General features: G+C 64.0%; 19 protein-coding genes. 13 read left to right on the top strand and 6 right to left on the bottom strand.

What is annotated here, in order from left to right; genetic code table 11:
• Positions 1-21 precede the first annotated feature (21 nt).
• Entirely contained in the window at positions 22-1374 is a 1353-nt protein-coding gene (locus OKW20_RS11380; protein WP_429172239.1) for an NfeD family protein, read from the bottom strand.
• 275 nt (positions 1375-1649) lie between these two features.
• On the opposite strand from OKW20_RS11380, the gene OKW20_RS11375 reads away from it, so the two are divergent.
• From OKW20_RS11375 to OKW20_RS11335, 9 genes are all read left to right on the top strand, one after another.
• The gene (locus OKW20_RS11375; protein WP_429172237.1) at positions 1650-2339 is read left to right on the top strand and encodes a DUF2161 domain-containing phosphodiesterase; all 690 of its coding nucleotides are present in this window, start codon (positions 1650-1652) and stop codon (positions 2337-2339) included.
• Positions 2340-2358: 19 nt separating this feature from the next.
• On the top strand, positions 2359-2727 hold the full coding sequence (locus tag OKW20_RS11370) for a YbaN family protein (protein ID WP_429172235.1): 369 nt from the start codon (positions 2359-2361) through the stop codon (positions 2725-2727).
• A 447-nt stretch (positions 2728-3174) separates the two neighbouring features.
• Entirely contained in the window at positions 3175-3654 is a 480-nt protein-coding gene (locus OKW20_RS11365) for a GNAT family N-acetyltransferase (RefSeq protein WP_043622917.1), read from the top strand.
• A gap of 22 nt (positions 3655-3676) precedes the next feature.
• Positions 3677-4699, top strand: a complete 1023-nt coding sequence (locus tag OKW20_RS11360; protein WP_043622915.1) for a glycoside hydrolase family 3 N-terminal domain-containing protein — start codon at positions 3677-3679, stop codon at positions 4697-4699.
• A gap of 40 nt (positions 4700-4739) precedes the next feature.
• Complete coding sequence (locus OKW20_RS11355; RefSeq protein WP_429172233.1) at positions 4740-6389, top strand: ABC transporter substrate-binding protein; 1650 nt, start codon at positions 4740-4742, stop codon at positions 6387-6389.
• Between the two features lie 193 nt (positions 6390-6582).
• Positions 6583-7560, top strand: coding sequence for an ABC transporter permease (locus tag OKW20_RS11350; protein WP_060529168.1), 978 nt, complete (start codon positions 6583-6585; stop codon positions 7558-7560).
• 1 nt (position 7561) lies between these two features.
• Positions 7562-8452 carry an ABC transporter permease gene (locus OKW20_RS11345; protein WP_429172231.1) on the top strand — a complete coding sequence of 297 codons (891 nt, stop codon included), beginning with the start codon at positions 7562-7564 and terminating at the stop codon, positions 8450-8452.
• Positions 8449-9252: an ABC transporter ATP-binding protein gene (locus tag OKW20_RS11340; RefSeq protein ID WP_429172229.1), complete on the top strand. Its 804-nt coding sequence runs from the start codon at positions 8449-8451 to the stop codon at positions 9250-9252. Before OKW20_RS11345 ends, OKW20_RS11340 begins: the two co-directional genes overlap by 4 nt.
• On the top strand, positions 9249-10157 hold the full coding sequence (locus tag OKW20_RS11335; protein WP_043622903.1) for an ABC transporter ATP-binding protein: 909 nt from the start codon (positions 9249-9251) through the stop codon (positions 10155-10157). The genes OKW20_RS11340 and OKW20_RS11335 overlap by 4 nt, the downstream gene beginning before the upstream one ends.
• A 122-nt stretch (positions 10158-10279) precedes the next feature.
• On the opposite strand, the gene OKW20_RS11330 is transcribed toward OKW20_RS11335, so the two are convergent.
• Genes OKW20_RS11330 through OKW20_RS11320 form a run of 3 tightly spaced genes read right to left on the bottom strand, consistent with a single transcriptional unit; the run spans position 10280 to position 13074 of the window.
• Positions 10280-11320 (bottom strand): glutamine synthetase beta-grasp domain-containing protein, encoded by a 1041-nt coding sequence (locus OKW20_RS11330; protein ID WP_043622900.1) that lies wholly within the window; start codon positions 11318-11320, stop codon positions 10280-10282.
• 9 nt (positions 11321-11329) lie between these two features.
• Positions 11330-11677 carry a hypothetical protein gene (locus OKW20_RS11325; RefSeq protein ID WP_429172227.1) on the bottom strand — a complete coding sequence of 116 codons (348 nt, stop codon included), beginning with the start codon at positions 11675-11677 and terminating at the stop codon, positions 11330-11332.
• Positions 11653-13074, bottom strand: coding sequence for a PLP-dependent aminotransferase family protein (locus OKW20_RS11320; protein ID WP_429172225.1), 1422 nt, complete (start codon positions 13072-13074; stop codon positions 11653-11655). Before OKW20_RS11320 ends, OKW20_RS11325 begins: the two co-directional genes overlap by 25 nt.
• A gap of 101 nt (positions 13075-13175) precedes the next feature.
• On the opposite strand from OKW20_RS11320, the gene OKW20_RS11315 reads away from it, so the two are divergent.
• Complete coding sequence (locus OKW20_RS11315; protein WP_402321515.1) at positions 13176-14039, top strand: DMT family transporter; 864 nt, start codon at positions 13176-13178, stop codon at positions 14037-14039.
• A gap of 47 nt (positions 14040-14086) precedes the next feature.
• Here OKW20_RS11315 and OKW20_RS11310 read toward each other — a convergent pair whose 3' ends face one another.
• Positions 14087-14980, bottom strand: coding sequence for a LysR family transcriptional regulator (locus tag OKW20_RS11310; RefSeq protein ID WP_429118204.1), 894 nt, complete (start codon positions 14978-14980; stop codon positions 14087-14089).
• Positions 14981-15094: 114 nt separating this feature from the next.
• Here OKW20_RS11310 and OKW20_RS11305 point away from each other — a divergent pair, with 114 nt between their 5' ends.
• The 3 genes from OKW20_RS11305 to OKW20_RS11295 all read left to right on the top strand — a co-directional run bounded on the left by OKW20_RS11305 (position 15095) and on the right by OKW20_RS11295 (position 17071).
• Positions 15095-15964, top strand: coding sequence for an NmrA family NAD(P)-binding protein (locus OKW20_RS11305; protein ID WP_429172223.1), 870 nt, complete (start codon positions 15095-15097; stop codon positions 15962-15964).
• A gap of 44 nt (positions 15965-16008) precedes the next feature.
• A complete protein-coding gene (locus tag OKW20_RS11300; RefSeq protein WP_043622886.1) occupies positions 16009-16254 on the top strand; it encodes a DUF2798 domain-containing protein in 246 nt (81 codons plus the stop codon).
• A gap of 127 nt (positions 16255-16381) precedes the next feature.
• Positions 16382-17071 carry a helix-turn-helix domain-containing protein gene (locus OKW20_RS11295; RefSeq protein ID WP_210335958.1) on the top strand — a complete coding sequence of 230 codons (690 nt, stop codon included), beginning with the start codon at positions 16382-16384 and terminating at the stop codon, positions 17069-17071.
• Between the two features lie 53 nt (positions 17072-17124).
• Here the strand turns inward: OKW20_RS11295 and OKW20_RS11290 are convergent, their stop codons facing one another.
• A complete protein-coding gene (locus OKW20_RS11290) occupies positions 17125-18096 on the bottom strand; it encodes a quinone oxidoreductase family protein (protein WP_429172222.1) in 972 nt (323 codons plus the stop codon).
• Between the last annotated feature and the right edge of the window lie 21 nt (positions 18097-18117).

Genomic DNA, 18117 nt, shown 5'->3' with positions numbered 1-18117 from the left:
CGCCCTCACCGGATCCGGGCGCTATGTCTTTGGCCCGTCCCGGATCACTTCGAGCGTCAGTCCGTTTCGCGCGATGACCTTCACATTCTCGCCCCTCGACAGCGTCTCCGCGCTGACGGCCTGCCAGCGCTCGCCATGGGCGATGACGGTACCGGCCGCGCCGGTCCAGTTCTCGACCGTGCCGGCAAGGCCGATCATCTGTTCGCTGCCGGTCACCACCGCATGGCGGCGCGAGCTGAAGGCTAGCCGCGCGACCAGCAGGCTGAAGCCAAGGCTTGCAACCGCAAGCGCCGTAAGCACGGACCAGGAAACCCCAAAACCCGGCGTGTCCGTGTCGAAGAGAATGGCCGCACCCAAGACCAGTGCAAAACTGCCGCCGGCACCGAGCACGCCGAAGGATGGCGAATGCGCCTCGGCGACCATCAATCCGATCCCCAGCATGATCAGCCCGATGCCGGCGTAGCTGACGGGCAGCACCGAAAGCGCATAGAGCCCGAGCAGCAGGCAGATACCGCCGATGGTTCCCGGCGCCACCGACCCCGGCGACAGGAATTCGAAGATCAGGCCGTAGATGCCGATCATCATCAGGATGACCGCGATGTTGGGATCAGTGACCACCGAAAGCAGCCGGGTGCGCCAGTCGGGTACGAAGTCCTCGCTCGCAAGACTTGCCGTGTCGAGCACGATCTCCCGCTGCCCGACGCGCACCGTCCGACCGTTCGCCTGCTTCAGCAGATCGGCAACGTCGGTCGCAGTGAAATCGGCAACCTTCTCCCGGACGGCCGCCTCGGCCGAGAGGCTTGCAGCCTCGCGCACCGCGTTTTCGGCCCAGTCGGCATTGCGACCACGCAACTCCGCCAGCCCGCGGATATAGGCCACGGCATCGTTGACCATTTTCGCCTCGGCAGGGCTCTGCGCCGCCGGCTGTTTGTCGCCGTCCTTGCCGGTGTCGCCGTCCTTACCCCGACCGAACATGTCGCCGCCGATCGCGATCGGCGTCGCCGCACCAAGGTTCGTTCCCGGCGCCATCGCCGCGACGTGGCTGGCATAGAGGATATAGGTGCCGGCGCTCGCCGCCCGCGCACCGCTCGGCGCAACGTAGGTTGCGACCGGTATGGGCGAGCCAAGGATCGCGCGGATGATCTCGCGCATCGAGGTGTCGAGCCCGCCGGGCGTATCGATCTGCAGAACCACCAGCGGCAGCCGGCGCTCTTCCGCCTTCGTCAGGCCGCGCCTGACATATTCGGCGGTCGCCGGACCGATGGCGCCGTTGACATGCAGCACCAAGGCGACCCGATCGTTTTCGGCCCGCGACGAAGCTGGAAACGCGAAGGACAAGATCAACAAAAACAACAGCGTGAGGGTTCGCAACATCCGTCGTCAGAACCTCGCATGCTCGACACCTGCGAACAGGACCACTCGCCGCATGATAGCACAACACAAGGTTAGGACGAAGCGAAGGCTGCTACTGCACACCCGAGCCCGCAAGTCAGAGCGTGGGACGCCGGCGGCCTCCCCGCTGCGACGGGATGACAACGGCGGCGATCGGCGTTATCTGCTAGGTGTTCATTTCGGCGGCAACGCTTCGCCACCTATTCGAGGCCGCCTTCATGGCGCCTTCCAGTTTCAGCAGAACAGGATTTTTGGGTTTGGAGACGACCCTCTACCAGCCGATCAAGAGCTTCCTTGAAACCCGCGGCTATAGCGTCAAGGGCGAGATCGGCGGCTGCGATATCGTCGCGCTCAGCGACGACGAACCGCCGCTGGTGGTCGTGTGCGAACTGAAGCTGAGCTTCAATCTCGAACTGATCCTGCAGGCGGTCGACCGCGCCACCGCCGGCGACGAGGTGTGGGTCGCCGCTCGTGTCTCGGCCAAGGGCAAGGGGCGGGAGAGCGACCGGCGTTTCCGCGATCTCTGCCGCAGGCTCGGTTTCGGCATGCTTTCGGTCGCCGACAATGGCATGGTCGATGTCATTCTCGCGGCTTCCGCGGTGATGCCGCGCAAGAACAACAGGAAACGGGCGCGCCTGATCAGCGAGCATCGCCGCCGCAAGGGCGATCCGACCGCGGGTGGCGCGACGCGCACGCCGATCATGACCGCCTACCGGCAGCAGGCGCTCGCCTGCGCCGCCGCCCTTCAAGCCGGCCAGCAACGCCCGCGCGATCTGCGCCCGGTCGCGCCGGATGCGGCCAAAATCCTGCTCAGCAACGTCTATGGCTGGTTCGAGAAGATCGACCGCGGCATCTACGCGCTGTCGGAACAGGGCGCCGAGGCGCTTCGTCGCTGGCCCCCGCTCGAGACCGCAACGGTCGCGAGCGCCGAGGCATCCGAAGCATGACCCAGCTTGGAGCCATCCGGTGAACCCCGCGCTTCGCCTTCTCTACCTTTGCCTCGCGTGGCTGATGGTCGGCCTCGGCGTCATCGGCGCCTTCCTTCCGATCCTGCCGACGACGCCGTTCCTGCTGCTGGCGGCCGGGCTCTTTGCCCGCGCCTCGCCCCGGCTGGAGCAATGGTTGCTCAACCACCGGGTCTTCGGTGCCTCGCTGCGGCTGTGGCGCGAAAAGGGGGCGATCTCCCGGCGGGCCAAGACCGGGGCCGTCAGCCTGATGGCCGCCAGCTTCGGCCTCTTCCTTTTCTTCGGCAACCCGAGCCTGTCGATCGCCGTAATCGTCGCAGCCGCGATGGCGCTTCCCGCTCTTTTCATCCTGACGCGCCCAGCGGAGTAGCCGGTCGGCCCGGCCAACAAACCAGGCCGGCGCAAGCGGGAAACGATACTTTTCCTCTCAAGAAATACTTGATTGCGCGCGAAAAGGTCGAACTATTCTCCGGGCGCACACGCTATAAGCGTATTCATCCATACTTAGTGTTTTTGTAAATCAAAATATACTTCGAACAACTCAAGAACAAAGTTGTACAAATGTGCAATTTCCGCAGCCCCGCATCGGCTCGCTCTCTCGCTCGACCGTTGTTTCGGATCCACGCGATGCACGATCGCGTGATTTTAGACAACGCGAACGGCCGTGGAAACGTTTCATCCGCTCACATAGGGACCTGCTGAACGCAGATAGCCCCCCAAAACTGACGATTGGCGATTGACAAGCCGGTCCGGTTGGCTCCATCTATTGCATTACAAAGGCAGCAATTCCTTAATAAAGGAATATGTGGAGGAGCATATGCCTGACATGCTGGTGAGCTTGTATTCGCCGATCCTCGGTGAACTCAAGCGCAGAACCGAAACCGACAAGGTGACGATCCGTCCCGCCTTGCCGCCGGAAATGGGCCTGGTCGTTGGCTGGGTTCGGGAGAACTTCAGCGAGAACTGGGCGAGCGAGGTGACTGTCGCCTTCACGCGCAGGCCCGTCGCCTGTCTTATCGCGGTTGACGACGGCAAACTCGTCGGCTTCGCCTGCTACGACACGACCGCGCCCGGCTTCTTCGGCCCGACCGGCGTCGATCCCGTCGCCCGCGGCAAGGGCATCGGCGTCGCCCTCTTATCCAGTTGCCTCGACACCATGAAGACGCTTGGCCACGCCTATGCCTTCATCGGTGACGCCGGTCCCGTCGATTTCTACGCAAAGACCGTCGGCGCTGTGCCGATCCCCGCCCCCGACAAGGGGATCTACCAGGGCATGCTGCGTCGCCCGTCCAAATAATTCCAATCTCGGAGCCTGAAAAATGTCCTCGACACCCCTCGCCCTTTTTGTCGGTCTTCCGAACCCTACGCTTTCGGACGACGAGTTCGCGCTGTTTCGCGAAACCAACCCGCTCGGCCTCTTCGTCGGCCGCCGCAACCAGCGCGAACCCGGCCAGGTGAAAGTGCTGATCGAGCGCTTCCGCGAAGCCGTCGGCCGCGAGGACGCACCCGTGTTCACTGACCAGGAAGGCGGACGCGTCCAGCATCTCGACGCCGGCCCCTGGCCGCTCTTTCGCTCGTTCGGCGAATTCGCCGAGCTCGCCCGCCACGATTTTGCCCTTGGCAAAAAGGCGCTGCGCCTGTCGAGCCAGGCTATGGGCACGATGATGACCGAGCTCGGCCTGACGAGCGGCTGCTCGCCGGTGCTCGACCTCGTCTTCTCGACGACGAGCTCCGTCATCGGCGCCCGTTCCTTCGGCGCCGACCCGGATTTCATCGCAGCCCTCGGCCGCGAAGTGGTCGATGGCCTGCTCGAGACCGGCAACATGCCTGTTATGAAGCACATTCCCGGCCACGGCCGCGCGACGCTCGACTCGCACAAGGAACGTCCTGTTGTCGACGCCTCGCGCGAGTTGCTGACTTCGACCGATTTCAAGCCCTTCGTTGCGCTTCGCGACACGCCCTGGGCCATGGTCGCCCACGTCGTCTATTCCGCCTTCGACAAGGAGCTGCCGGCGTCCATCTCGCCGATCATGCACGACGTCATCCGCAACAACATGGGCTATGACGGCGTGCTCGTCTCCGACTGCATCTTCATGGAATCGCTGCGCGGCACACTGCCGGAGCGCGTCCGCCAGGTGCTCGATGCCGGCTCCGACATTGCGCTGCACAGCCACGGCACACTCGCGGAAAGCGAAGCGGCAGCCAAGGCAGCAAGGCCGCTAACGGAGGCCGCACTGAAACGCATCGCGGCCGGCAAGGCGCGCCTCGGCACGCTGAAGGTCGATGTGCGCGCAGCCCACGCCGAAGTCGAGGACATCTTCAACAGCGCCCTCGTTGCCTGACCGAAACAAGAAATCCTAGCGATCTAAAAGGGGAACTACCGTGAAAAAATCGCTTCTCGGCGCAGCCACCGCGCTCGCCCTCATCGCCGGCCCGGCCACGGCACAGACCGTGCTGACGGCCAATATCGAGCCGGCGACCACCTGGGTTCGCAACTTCAACCCGTTCAACCAGACCTCGGCACGCCAGAGCACGCTCGATTTCATCTACGAGCCGCTGGTCGTCTTCAACCGCTTCGACGGCAACAAACCGGTCTTTCGCCTTGCCGAAAGCTTCAAGCTCGCCGACGACCTGAAGTCGATCGAGTTCAAGCTTCGTCCGACCCTGAAATGGTCGGACGGCAAGCCGCTGACGGCGACCGACGTCAAGTTCACATACGACTACCTGAAGAAGTTCCCGGCGCTCGACTTCGTCAGCATCTGGACCTTCATCACCGGTGTCGAGGCGGTGGACGCCCAGACCGTGCGCTTCACGCTCGCCAACCCGAGTTCGCTTGCGGCCGAACAGCTGGCGCAGTTGCCGATCGTGCCCGAGCACGTCTGGAAGGACATCGCCGAGCCGGTGACCTTCGCCAACGAAACACCTGTCGGCAGCGGTCCGCTGACCGAAATTCCGCGTTTCACCGGCCAGACCTACGACCAGTGCCGCAACCCGCACTACTGGGATGCAGCGACGCTCAAGGTCGACTGCGTGCGCTTCCCGCAGCTTGCCGACAATAACCAGATCCTGACGGCGACCGCGTCGGGCACGCTCGACTGGGGCGTCTCCTTCATCCCGGATATCGAGAACGTCTATGTCGCCAAGGATCCGGAACACTTCCACTTCTGGTATTCGCCAAGCAGCATGGTCGCCTTCCTGTTCAACCAGGAAACAGCCAATGAAAACAACCGCAAGGCCTTCAATGACGTGAAGTTCCGCCGTGCCGCCTCGATGGCGCTCGACCGCGGCACCATGGTCGACGTCGCCGGCTACGGCTACCCGACGCTGAACGAAGATCCGGCCGGCATGGGCGAGCTCTACAAGAGCTGGGCCGATCCGTCGGTTGCCGCCGATTTCGGCAAGTACGGCAAGTACGATGCGGATGCCGCCAAGGCGCTGCTCGACGAGGCCGGTTATGCCGACAAGGACGGTGACGGCTTCCGCGATAACCCGGATGGCAGCAAGATCTCGTTCTCGATCATCGTTCCAAGCTCCTGGACCGACTGGATCGACACGGTGACGATCGCCGTCGAAGGCCTGCAGGCCGTCGGCCTCGACGCCAAGATCGAGACGCCCGAGGAAGCCGTCTGGACTGGCAACCTGATCAACGGCACCTTCGACGCCGCGATCAACAGCCTGCCGGCATCGGCCTCGCCCTACTATCCCTACAAGCGCGCCTTCAGCGCGTCGGACAAGGGCAAGACCCGCTTCACCTCGCAACGCTGGTTCAATCCGGAAGTCGAGGCTCTGCTGACCGAGTTCACACAGACTGCCGATCCTGCCAAGCAGAAGGAAGCGATGAACAAGGCGCAGCGCATCGTCGCCGAGAACATGCCGATGATACCGGTGTTCAACAACCCGAACTGGTACCAGTACAACACCAAGCGCTTCAAGGGCTGGGCGACGGCGGAAAACCCCTTCGTCAACCCGTCGATCACGCGCAACAACCCGGCGCGTCTTCTGCACCTGCTGGCGCTTGAACCGGTGAAGTGATCCCTGATCGAAGGCGCGGCGCCCTTTCGGACGATGATCCGGGAGGGCGTCGCATCTCGATCGGCAACGGTGGCGGGCGCTTTTCGTCCGCCACGCAATCGTCCTTGGGGTCCGTCTCCACGGGCGGTTCGACAAGAAGACAGCCCTGCCACCTGACGCGCTCTTGCGGCAGCCGCAGTCGATGGAGTTCCCGATGGCCTTTCTGCTTCGCCGCCTCTGCTTCTATCTGGCGGCCTTCGTCGCGGCGGCGACGATCAACTTTTTCCTGCCGCGGCTGATGCCCGGCGATCCGGTGCAGATCATGTTTTCGAGCGCCGGCGCCGAACTGCCGCCCGAAAGCCTGCAGGCCCTGAAACTCACCTTCGGCTTCGTCGACGGCCCGCTTTGGCAGCAGTACCTCACCTATCTCGGCAGCATCTTCAGCGGCGATCTCGGCCGTTCCATCAAGTATTTCCCGCTGCCGGTGACCACCGTGCTCGGCAACGCGCTGGTGTGGACCGTCGGCCTGATGGGAACCGCGACCATCGTCAGCTTCGCGCTCGGCACCTTCCTCGGCATTCTCGCGGCATGGCGGCGCGGCAGCCTGTTCGACGTCATCGTTTCCGTCGGCGCGATTTTCGCGACCTCGGTTCCGGCCGTCGTCACCTCGCTGATCGTCGTCTTCACCTTCGGCTTCACGCTCGGCTGGTTCCCGACCGGCTATGCCGCCGATCCGGCGCTCGATCCCGCCTTCACGTTCGAATATATCGGCAGCATCCTTTACCACGGCATCCTGCCGATGCTGACGCTATGCGCGGTTTTGACCGGCGGCTTCGCCGTGACCATGCGCAACAACATGATCAACCTGCTCGGCGAAGACTACATCGTCATGGCCCGCGCCAAGGGGCTCTCCGACACCCGCGTGATGATCTGGTATGCGGCGCGCAACGCCCTGCTGCCGACCGTCTCGAGCCTTGCGATCGCCATCGGCACGGTGCTCGGCGGCTCGCTGGTGACAGAGGTGGTGTTCAACTATCCGGGCCTCGGCAACATCCTTTACCAGGCGATCCTCGCCCGCGATTACCCCGTCATCCAGGGACAGCTCTTGATCATGACCGCCACCATGCTCATTGCCAACTTCATCGTCGACGTCAGCTACGTGCTGCTCGACCCGCGACTGAAGAGGGCGTGATATGAAGACCTCCTCCTTCCCGCTCATCCACAACCGCAAGGCCATGGTCGGGGCGCTGATCGTCGCCTTCATTCTTCTGGTCGCGATCGCCGCCCCCTTGCTGACCTCCTATGATCCGGGCGCCCGCGTCGGGCGGCCGCATCAGTCTCCGTCGCTCGAACACTGGCTCGGCACCACGCGCATCGGCCAGGACGTCTTCGCACGCCTCGTCTACGGTGCCCGCACGTCGCTGGCCGTCGGCTTCGGCGCCGGGCTTCTGATCACCGTTGTCGGCACGGCGCTCGGCATCATCGCCGGCTATCGCGGCGGCAAGATCGACGAGGTCATCAGCTTCTTCACCAACATGGTGCTCGTCGTACCGAACCTGCCGCTGCTGCTCGTGCTCGCCGCTTTCATCGGCCAGGCAAGCCCGTGGGTCATCGCGCTCATTCTCGGCTGCACCTCCTGGGCCTGGGGCGCCCGCGTCACCCGCGCCGAGACGCTTTCGGTCAAGCAGAAGGATTATGTCAAATCCGCCGAGATGATGGGCGAGCCACGCTGGCGCATCATGACCTTCGAGATCTTCCCCAACCTCATCTCGATCGTCGGCATCAACTTCATCGGTAGCGTGATCTTCGCGATTATCACCCAGGCGACGCTCGAGTTCCTCGGCCTCGGCGATCCCAAGGTTGTTTCCTGGGGCACCATGCTCTATGCGGCGCAGAAAGCCTCGGCACTTTCGGTCGGAGCCTGGTGGGACATCCTGACACCCTGCTTCGCGCTCGCCTTCCTCGGCATCGGCCTGTCGCTGCTCAACTTCGCCGTCGACGAAATCGCCAATCCGCGGCTTCGCACCGGCAACCGGCTCGGCCGCTGGTCCGCGCTCATCCGCTCCGGGGAGGGCCGCCTGTGACCGCACCTTTGCTTTCGGTCAAGAACCTGACCATCGACTACATTGGCGAGACCAACGACTTCCGCGCCGTCGACAATGTCAGCTTCGACGTCGCCCCCGGCGAGGTCTTCGGCCTTGCCGGTGAGAGCGGCTGCGGCAAGAGCACGATCGCCTTTGCCATCAGCAGGCTGCACAAGCCGCCGGCGCTGATCCGCAAGGAAAGCACAATCCTGCTCGACGGCCGCGACGTGCTCGGCCTCGACCAGAAGGATCTCGCCGACTTCCGCTGGCGCGAAGTGGCGATGGTGTTCCAGAGCGCGATGAACTCGCTCAACCCGGTGCTGCGCATCGAGCAGCAGTTCTACGACGTGCTGAGAACACACAAGCGCATCACTCGCGCCCAGGCGCGGGACCGCACCGCCGAGATGCTCAAGCTCGTCGATATCTCGCCGGACCGGATGCGCGACTATCCGCACCAGTTTTCCGGCGGCATGCGCCAGCGCATCGTCATCGCCATCTGCCTGGCGCTCGATCCGCGGCTGATCGTCATGGACGAGCCGACGACGGCGCTCGACGTGGTGGTGCAGCGCGAAATCCTGCAGCGGATCAACGAACTCCGGCGCAAGCTCGGATTTGCCGTGCTCTTCATCACCCACGATCTCGGGCTGATGGTGCAGTTCTGTGACCGCATCGGCATCATGCTCGGCGGCAAGCTGGTCGAACAGGGCACCGCCGACGCCATCTACCGGACACCGGAGCACGACTATACCAAGAAGCTCTGGGCCTCCTTCCCCTCGCTGCACGGAGGCGTTCTTCGATGACCGGCCTATCCGCACCCATCCTGACGCTCGACAAGGTCAGCAAGACCTTCGGAAACGGCCCCGGCGCCGTTCGCGCCGCGCGGGCCATCTCGTTCTCGCTGCATGCCGGTCGGGCGCTTGCCGTCGTCGGAGAATCCGGCAGCGGCAAGACCACCTGCGCCCGCATCGCCATGCGCGAATATGAGCCGAGCGAAGGGCGGCTGCTCTACAAGGGCAAGCCCGTCGACGCGGCGGGAGCCAAGGAAATCGCCGACTATCGCCGCTCGGTGCAGATGATCTTCCAGGATCCTTTCGCCTCGCTCAATCCGGCCCACACCATCGCCTATCACCTGAAGCGGCCGCTGATGCTGCACCGTCCCGACATCCGGGGGGCTGCGGTCGACGAGGAGATCAAGGCCCTGCTTCGCCAGGTGAAGCTCGATCCTGAGATCGTCGCGCCGAAATACCCGCACGAGCTTTCCGGCGGCCAGCGCCAGCGCGTCAACATCGCCCGGGCGCTTGCGGCCAAGCCCGAGGTCATCGTTGCCGACGAGCCGACCTCAATGCTCGACGTTTCCGTGCGGCTCGGCGTGCTCAATCTCTTGAGCGAGATGAAGCGCGACATGAACCTCGGCCTGCTCTACATCACCCACGACATCGCGACCGCCCGCTACGTCGCCGAAGATATCGCGGTGATGTATGCCGGCCAGATTGTCGAATGGGGCAATACCGGCAAAGTCATCGACAACCCGGCCCATCCCTACACGAAGCTGCTGCTGTCTGCAGTGCCGGATCCGGATATCCGCTTCGACGACCCGAACGCGCAGGTCAGTTCCGCTGAAGCAGACGAAACCCGCCGGCGCTCGGCGGCAGATCAGGCGACGATCCGCGAGGTCGAACCGGATCATTTCGTGCGCGCGGCCTGAGCCGCCCGCCGACCGGCAAAAACAAAAACGCCCCGCTTACCGCGGGGCGTTTTTGTTTGGTCGCGAAAAGCGCAACCCCGTCGATTTTGGCCCGGCGCCCTCGTGCGCGCCGGGCCATTGAATCAGGCGGCTTCGCGCTTTTCGACGTCGGTCGGAACGGTGGAGATCGTCTTCAGGATCTGCGAAGCGATCTGGTAGGGGTCGCCCTTGGAGTTCGGGCGGCGATCTTCCAGGTAGCCCTTGTAGTCGTTGTTGACGAAGCTGTGCGGAACGCGGATCGACGCGCCACGGTCAGCAACACCATAGCTGAACTGGTGGATCGAAGCGGTTTCGTGCTTGCCGGTCAGGCGCATGTGGTTGTCCGGGCCATAGACGGCAATGTGGTCGGCACGGGCTTCGGCGAAAGCCGCCATCAGGTCCTCGAAGTATTCCTTGCCGCCGACTTCGCGCATGTAGGCGGTCGAGAAGTTGGCGTGCATGCCAGAGCCGTTCCAGTCGGTGTCGCCGAGCGGCTTGCAGTGGTATTCGACGTCGATGCCGTACTTTTCCGTCAGGCGCTGCAGCAGGTAGCGGGCGAGCCAGATTTCGTCGGCAGCCTTGCGCGAGCCCTTGCCGAACACCTGGAATTCCCACTGGCCCTTGGCGACTTCCGCGTTGATGCCTTCATGGTTGATGCCGGCAGCCAGGCAGATGTCGAGATGCTCTTCGACAATCTTGCGGGCCACGTCGCCGACGTTGCTGAAGCCGACGCCGCAGTAATAGGGCCCCTGCGGCGCAGGGAAGCCGGCGTCCGGGAAGCCGAGCGGGCGACCGCCCTGGTAGAAGAAGTACTCCTGCTCGAAGCCGAACCAGGCGCCGTCGTCTTCGAGGACCGTCGCGCGGGTGTTGGACGGATGCGGCGTCTTGGCATCCGGCATCATGACTTCGCAAAGGACGAGAACGCCGTTCTTGCGCTCCGGATCCGGATAGACTGCGGCCGGCTTCAGCACGCAGTCCGAGCTGCTGCCTTCGGCCTGCATCGTGGAGGAACCGTCGAAGCCCCAGAGGGGGAGCTGCTCAAGCGTCGGGAAAGCGTCGAATTCCTTGATCAGGGTCTTGCCGCGCAGGTTCGGGGTGGGCTTGTAACCGTCGAGCCAGATGTATTCGAGCTTAAACTTTGTCATTTCGTTCTCTCACATGACGCCAGGAATGGCTGGGTTCCGAAGGCGGTTGGGCAATCCAGATTGGCTACCCGACGACCGATGCCAATTAAGAAGCATTAATCGTGCCAACTCGGATTCAGGGCCGAAAGTCGAGATAAAACGATCATTGGCGACAGATGCGGCGCCAGCGGACCGGTGCGGCAGCGCAAGGAAGCAGCGGGCCGCACAAAAAATAGGCAAATCCTGCCTGACTCCGGTGCAAACCAGGTCAACAGCGCGGCGATAGATGATCAAGTGCCGGCAAACGCCGGCGATTGCCTGCAAAACGTGCAGCGGCGCGATAAACAGCTCGCTCAGCCGGCCGGCGGCTTCCCGCATTGGCGCATGATCGTGGGCAGAACCTTGAAAAGCCGCGCGTCACCACATTGGGAAACATTGAAGCGCAGGAAGCCGTTGGCGGTGCCGGCGCGGGAAAAGACGTTGCCGGGCGCCAGAACGATTTCCTGCTGCAGCGCCTTCTGCGCCACCTCGGCCGCATCGATACTCTCGGGCAGGCGGCACCAGAGAAACATGCCCGCCTGCGGCTCGATCCATGGCGTGATGCCGATCTCGGCGAGCCGCGCCGCCGTATCGCTCATTGCCCGCGACAGGCGCTGGCGTAGTGCCTCCATGTGCTTGCGGTAGCTGCCGTCCTTGAGCATCGCAAAAACCAGCTCCGCCGAAAGGCTCGGCCCGCCGAACGTGGTGGCGATCTTCAGGTCGACCAGTCCCTCGATCCACTCCCGCGGCGCGGCGATGAAGCCGCAGCGGATGGAGGCCGAGAGGGTCTTGGAGAAGCTGCCGATCTGCACGACACGCTCGAGCCCGTCGAAGGCGGCAAGCCGCGGCGCCGGCGCATGCTCGAAATCGGCGAAGATATCGTCCTCGACGATTGTCAGCCCGGCCTGTTCGGCCAGCTTCAGCAGCCGATGGGCAACGACCGGAGAAAGCGTGGCGCCCGTCGGATTGTGAAGGGCGGAATTGGTGATGTAGAGCCGCGGCCGGTGGGTCGCGAGAACCTCGGCGAATTTCTCGAGATCGGGCCCCGAAGGCGTATAGGGCACGCTCACCACGTCGGCCCGATGAGCACGCAGCAGGGCATGGAAATTGAAGTAGCAGGGGTCGTCGACCACGACCGTATCGCCTGGCTCGATCAAAAAGCGGCAGAGAATATCGATCGCCTGCGTGCCCGACTCCGTCAGGATGATCTGGTCGGGCGATGCCTCGACGCCGTGTTCGCCGAGGCGTCGGGCGAGAAGTTGGCGCAGGGGCCTATGACCGAGCGGCGTTCCGTAGTCCGTCAGCCCGCTCGCCTCCAGCTTGGTTGCGGATTTGAGCGCACGGCGGATTGCAGTTTCCGGCATCCAGCTCGGCGGCAGCCAGCCGCAGCCGGGTTTCAGCACGTTATCGCCCGTTTCCAGCGCCTGGCGCGACACCCACAGCGGATCGACGGCCCGATCGAGCCGCGGACCGATCTCGGCCAGAGAAAGGGGCGCCAGCGGCGCCGAGACGAAAAAACCGGCGCCGGGTTTTGAGCGAATGACGCCTTCGGCCACCAGCCGCTCATAGGCTTCGACGACGGTGGACTTCGAAACGCGCATGGTGTTGGCGAAGGCACGGATCGACGGAAGCTTCGTCCCCGGCGTCAGGATACGCCCGGCGATCCGCTGCCGGATCGTCGCCATCACGCCTTCGAGCAGCGTTTCGCTGCCGATTTCCAAATCCTGGACCGTCATCCGTACTGCTCATCCATCCAATACAGTTTTGCAAAACTGTACCGCATTGTCTCTGGCCGGGCCAGCCCATTCGCCCGATACAGGCAAAAAAGGAGAATGCTATGGACAAGACGGCAGACGGTTGGGTGAGTGGTTTTCTCGGAGTGCTGATCTTCAGTGGATCATTGCCCGCGACCCGCGTTGCGGTGATGGATTTCGACCCGGTGTTCCTGACGGTGGCGCGCGCGGCGATCGCCGGCCTGCTCGGCCTCGTCCTGCTTCTCATCTTCCGCCAGCCGCGCCCGGCGAAGGCCGACCTCGTCTCGCTGGCGATCGTCGCCTTCGGCGTCGTACTGGGCTTTCCGCTGCTGACCGCGCTGGCCCTGCAGCACGTCACCTCGGCGCATCTGATCGTCTTTGTCGGCCTGCTACCGCTGGCAACCGCGATCTTCGGCGTCATGCGCGCCGGCGAGCGGCCACGCCCGGCCTTCTGGCTCTTCTCCTCGCTCGGCAGCGCTGCTGTCGTCGGCTTTGCGCTGGTGCAGGGCTTTGCCGCCTCGCCGATCGGCGACCTCCTGATGCTCGGCGCCATCATCGTCTGCGGCCTCGGCTATGCCGAAGGCGCCAGCCTGTCGCGCAAGCTCGGCGGCTGGCAGGTGATCTGCTGGGCGTTGGTCCTGTCCTTACCGATCATGCTGGCGCTGACACTGTTCACGCTGCCAGCCTCTTTCGCGACCGTCACGAACGGCGCCTGGGCGGGCCTTGCCTATGTCTCGCTGTTCAGCATGCTCGTCGGTTTCGTCTTCTGGTATCGCGGCCTCGCGCTCGGCGGCGTCGCCGGCGTCGGGCAGTTGCAGCTTCTGCAGCCCTTTTTCGGCCTGGCGCTAGCGGCAACGCTTCTCGGCGAGCCGGTCAGCTGGAGCATGCTGGCCGCAACCGGCGCGATCGTGCTCTGCGTCGCCGGCGCCAAGAAGTTCGCGAAGTAGGCGACTTCACGGATCAGGCGGGTGGAGGCAAGCAGGTCTGCGCCCGCCTAGAGCCGGTCGAGTTTCAACCGTTCTCCGAGCAGATCGAGAAAGCGGCGGATCTTTGCAGATGGGGTCCGCCCCTCCAGCCAGAGCGCATGGATCGGCACCGGAGCAGGCTCGAAGTCTTCCAACACTGTTTCGACCTTGCCCGCATCGATCAGGTCCTTGATCTGCCAGAGCGGCGAAAAACCGAGGCCGAGCCCCTGTTCCACCGCCGCATAGATCGCGTTCATCGAGTTGGTGCGAACCGCGCCACTCACCTTGAACGCCCGAGCCCGCCCGTCGATGGTGAACATCCAGACGCCGGGTCGCTCGTCGCCCGTGCGCGTGACGCAACGATGGGCCGAGAGCTCCTGCGGATGAACCGGCCGGCCGAAGCGCGCAAAATAGGCGGTCGAACCGAAGACGACGCGGCGCAGCGCGCCCAGGCGCTTGCCGGTCAGCCCGGAATCCTGGAGATCGCCGATCCGCACGACCAGATCGAGCCCGCTTGCGGCGAGGTCGACGAAAGCATCGGAGAGGTCGAGATCGACCTCGACCTCAGGATATTTCGCCATGTACTCGGCGATCACAGGCATCAGGAACCGCGGCGCAAACAGACTGGGCGCCCCGAGGCGTAGCACGCCTGACGGCTCGGAGCGACGCTGTGCCACCTCCTCCCGCGCTTCGTGAATCTGCTCCACTGCGGGCTTGACGCGCAGATAGAAGCTCTCACCCGCCTCGCTCGGCATCGAGCGGCGGGTCGTTCGATGCACCAGCTCGACCCCGACATCGGCTTCGAGCATGGCGAGCGACCGGCTGACGGTCTGCAGAGGCCGCTCCAGGCGTTTCGCCGCGGCCGTCAGGCTCCCCTGCTCGACGATGGCCAGAAAGGCTTCCAGGTCTTCGATGCGGCTCATGCGATAATCCCGTTTTGCTGGAGAATAAATCACATTCTGCGCTGATTGTCCGCATTGTTGCGCGCCACTAGCTTGAGATCGTCACATCACGACGGCTCGAAAGGCAGCCCCCCCATGAACCAGCGCTCCAACACGATCCTTGTCGTCGGCGCCACCGGCCGCTTTGCCGGCCTCGTCGTTCCGGAACTGGCGCGGCGCGGCGCCAGAGTCCGTGCCCTGATCCGCGACGAAGCGCAGGGCGCGCTTGCGAAATCGCTCGGCGCAGCGGAAATCGCGATCGGCGATCTGCGCGAGCGTGCAAGCCTCGAGCAGGCGCTTGAGGGTGCTGCCGGCGTCTTCCATATCGGCCCGGCCTTCGCACCCGATGAGGCGGCGATGGGCGTATCGATGGTCGAAGCGGCCGTGCGCGCCGGCGTCAGGAAGTTCGTTTTCTCTTCGGTCATCCAGCCGACCCATGTGCGGCTGAAGAACCACGCGGCAAAGATCCCGGTGGAGGATGCGCTCTATTCCTCACCGCTCGAATACACCATCCTGCATCCGGCAAACTTCATGCAGAACCTGCGGTCCGCCTGGGCAAGTGTGCTTGCTACCGGCAGCTTCGCAGAGCCGTTTCCGACGACCACGCGCGTCGCCCGCGTCGACTACCGTGATGTCGCCGACGTCGCGGCGATCGCGCTCACGGAAGACCGCCTCGCCTATGCGACGCTGGAACTTAGCGCCGAGGGCCGGCACAACCGCGAGGAAATTGCCGAAATGATGAGCGCCGCGCTCAGTCGGCCGATCGTTGCGGCAACCATCGGCTTTCACGAATGGGCAAAGCCAATCGCCGCAAAATACACCGACCACCAGCTGGAACTGCTGTCCAAGGTCCACGCCCACTATGCCGAAGTCGGCCTCGGTGGAAACAGCCTGACGCTCCGCGCCGCACTTCAGCGCGAACCGCGCAATCTCGAAAGTTTCATTCACGAACTGGCGCAGGCCTAAAGGCTGGCGACCCTATCCCTTCCAATTCCCCCGGAGTTCACCTCATGCCAAAGAAGCTTCCGCACCGATACCAGACCATCGTCATGCCGCTCGTTCTCTCCGTCCTGATGTCCGGCATCGTTTCCTTCGTCTCGACGGCGATCGGCAACGGCATCCACCCCGATATTCTCGCACTGTGGATCAAGGCCTGGGCCTTTTCCTGGCTGGTCGCCTTCCCGAGCCTGTTGGTGGTCCTTCCGTTCGTGCGCCGCATCGTGGCGGCCACCGTCGAACAGCCGCGCAGCAACTGACCGATCTCGCGCTATTCACCCCGAACCGGCGTTTCGGGCGCACTCGAAATTTTTAGGATATCTAAAAACGATTGACAGGAAATCGGGCTGCACCCTAGCTTGAGGAGAGACGAGAAGGGGACAGACAGTGACGACGGCGGACCATGCCAGCGGCGCATCGACCGGCGCGGCAGAAACGCCGTCGCTTGGCGATCGCCTGCGTCAGCGGCGAAAGAGCTTGAAGATGACGCTTCAGGAGGTCGCCGACGAGGCCGGTTTTTCCGTCGGCTTCATCTCGCAGATCGAGCGCGGCATCACCGTTCCCTCGCTGACCTCGCTGATCGCCGTCTGCCGGACCTTGAAGGTCGAGGCCGGCAGCTTTCTCAACCCGCCGAAGGTGGCAACGCCGTTCACCCGACGCGAACACCGGCCGGTCTATGGGCTCGGCGGAGAAAGCGGCAAGGCCGTCTCCTACGAGCGGCTCTCCGCGTCCTTTCCCGGCAACGTGCTCAGAAGCACCATCATCCACGAGCCGCCCGGCCATCGCAGCGAACCGATGTCGCATGAGGGTGAGGAAATCTTCTTCATTCTGAAGGGAGCACTGACGCTGGAAGTGGACGGCGAGGCTATGGTTCTGGAGCCTGGCGATTCCGCCCATTTCCCGTCGCTGCGCACCCATACGATGTGGAACCACACCAGCGAGCCGACCACGATCCTGCACACCTGTACCATGGACGTCTTCGGCGACGGCGCCCCCTCCGGAAGCCCTGCCGACAGCCTTGCCGTGACCCGGGCCGAAAACCGGCTCGACGCCAGCGGGATCGCCGAGGACAAGTGACAGGCGCCGCAACCGGCGCCGTCACGCGTTTGTCGAGTGGCTCGCCCCGCGCTCTATGGCAGAAGCACCATGGCACCCGTCGTCTGACGTCCTTCGAGCCGGCGATGCGCCTCGGCTGCCTCGGAAAGCGGCAGGCGCGCATGCACGGGGATTGTGACCGCGCCGCTTGCTACGACGGCGAAGAGATCCTTGCTCATCGCCAGCACGTCGTCGCGCCGGACCAGATGCGCGGGCAATAGCGGCCAGGTGGCGTAAAGCGACCCCTTCTGCGCCAGCGTCGTGATGTCGAAGGGCGGGATCGGGCCGGAAGCGGCACCGAAACTGACGAAGTGACCGAACGGCCGAAGGCTGTCGAGCGAACCTTCGAACGTCGCCTTGCCGATGCTGTCATAGACGACATCGACCCCCTCGCCTTTGGTGATTTCGCGCACGCGGGCGGCGAAATTCTCCTTGCCGTAGTCGATCACGTGGTCAGCACCGTTGGCCAGTGCCAGTTCGGCCTTCTCCGGCGAACCGACGGTGCCAATGATCTTTGCGCCAAGATGTTTTGCCCATTGCGTCAGGATAACGCCGACACCGCCGGCGGCCGCATGGACGAGGATGGTATGACCGGCCTCGACCCGGAAGGTGCGACGCAACAGATATTGCGCCGTCAGGCCCTTCAGCATCATCGCCGCACCCGTCTCGAAATCGATGCCGTCAGGCAGATGCACGAGGACACGGGCAGGCACATTGTGCTCCTCCGTATAGGCACCAAGCGCTTCGGCGTAGGCGACGCGGTCCCCCGGCTTGAAGCCCTCGACGCCAGGCCCGACCGAGACCACCTCGCCCGCTCCCTCTTTGCCTGGGATGAAAGGAAGCTGCGGCGGCGGATAGGCGCCGCTGCGCAGATAGATATCGACGAAGTTGACGCCGATCGCCCGGTTACGCACCCGCACTTCGCCGGGGCCGGGTTCGCCGCGTTCGACGTTTTCATAGGCGAGCACATCAGGCCCGCCGTGCTGATACACGCGGATAGCTTTCATGGATCTGGTCCTCTGGTTGGT

The sequence above is a fragment of the Ensifer sp. LBL genome, from assembly GCF_050435225.1.
GTDB lineage: Bacteria > Pseudomonadota > Alphaproteobacteria > Rhizobiales > Rhizobiaceae > Ensifer.
This window is presented reverse-complemented; position numbering and strand designations above follow the sequence as displayed.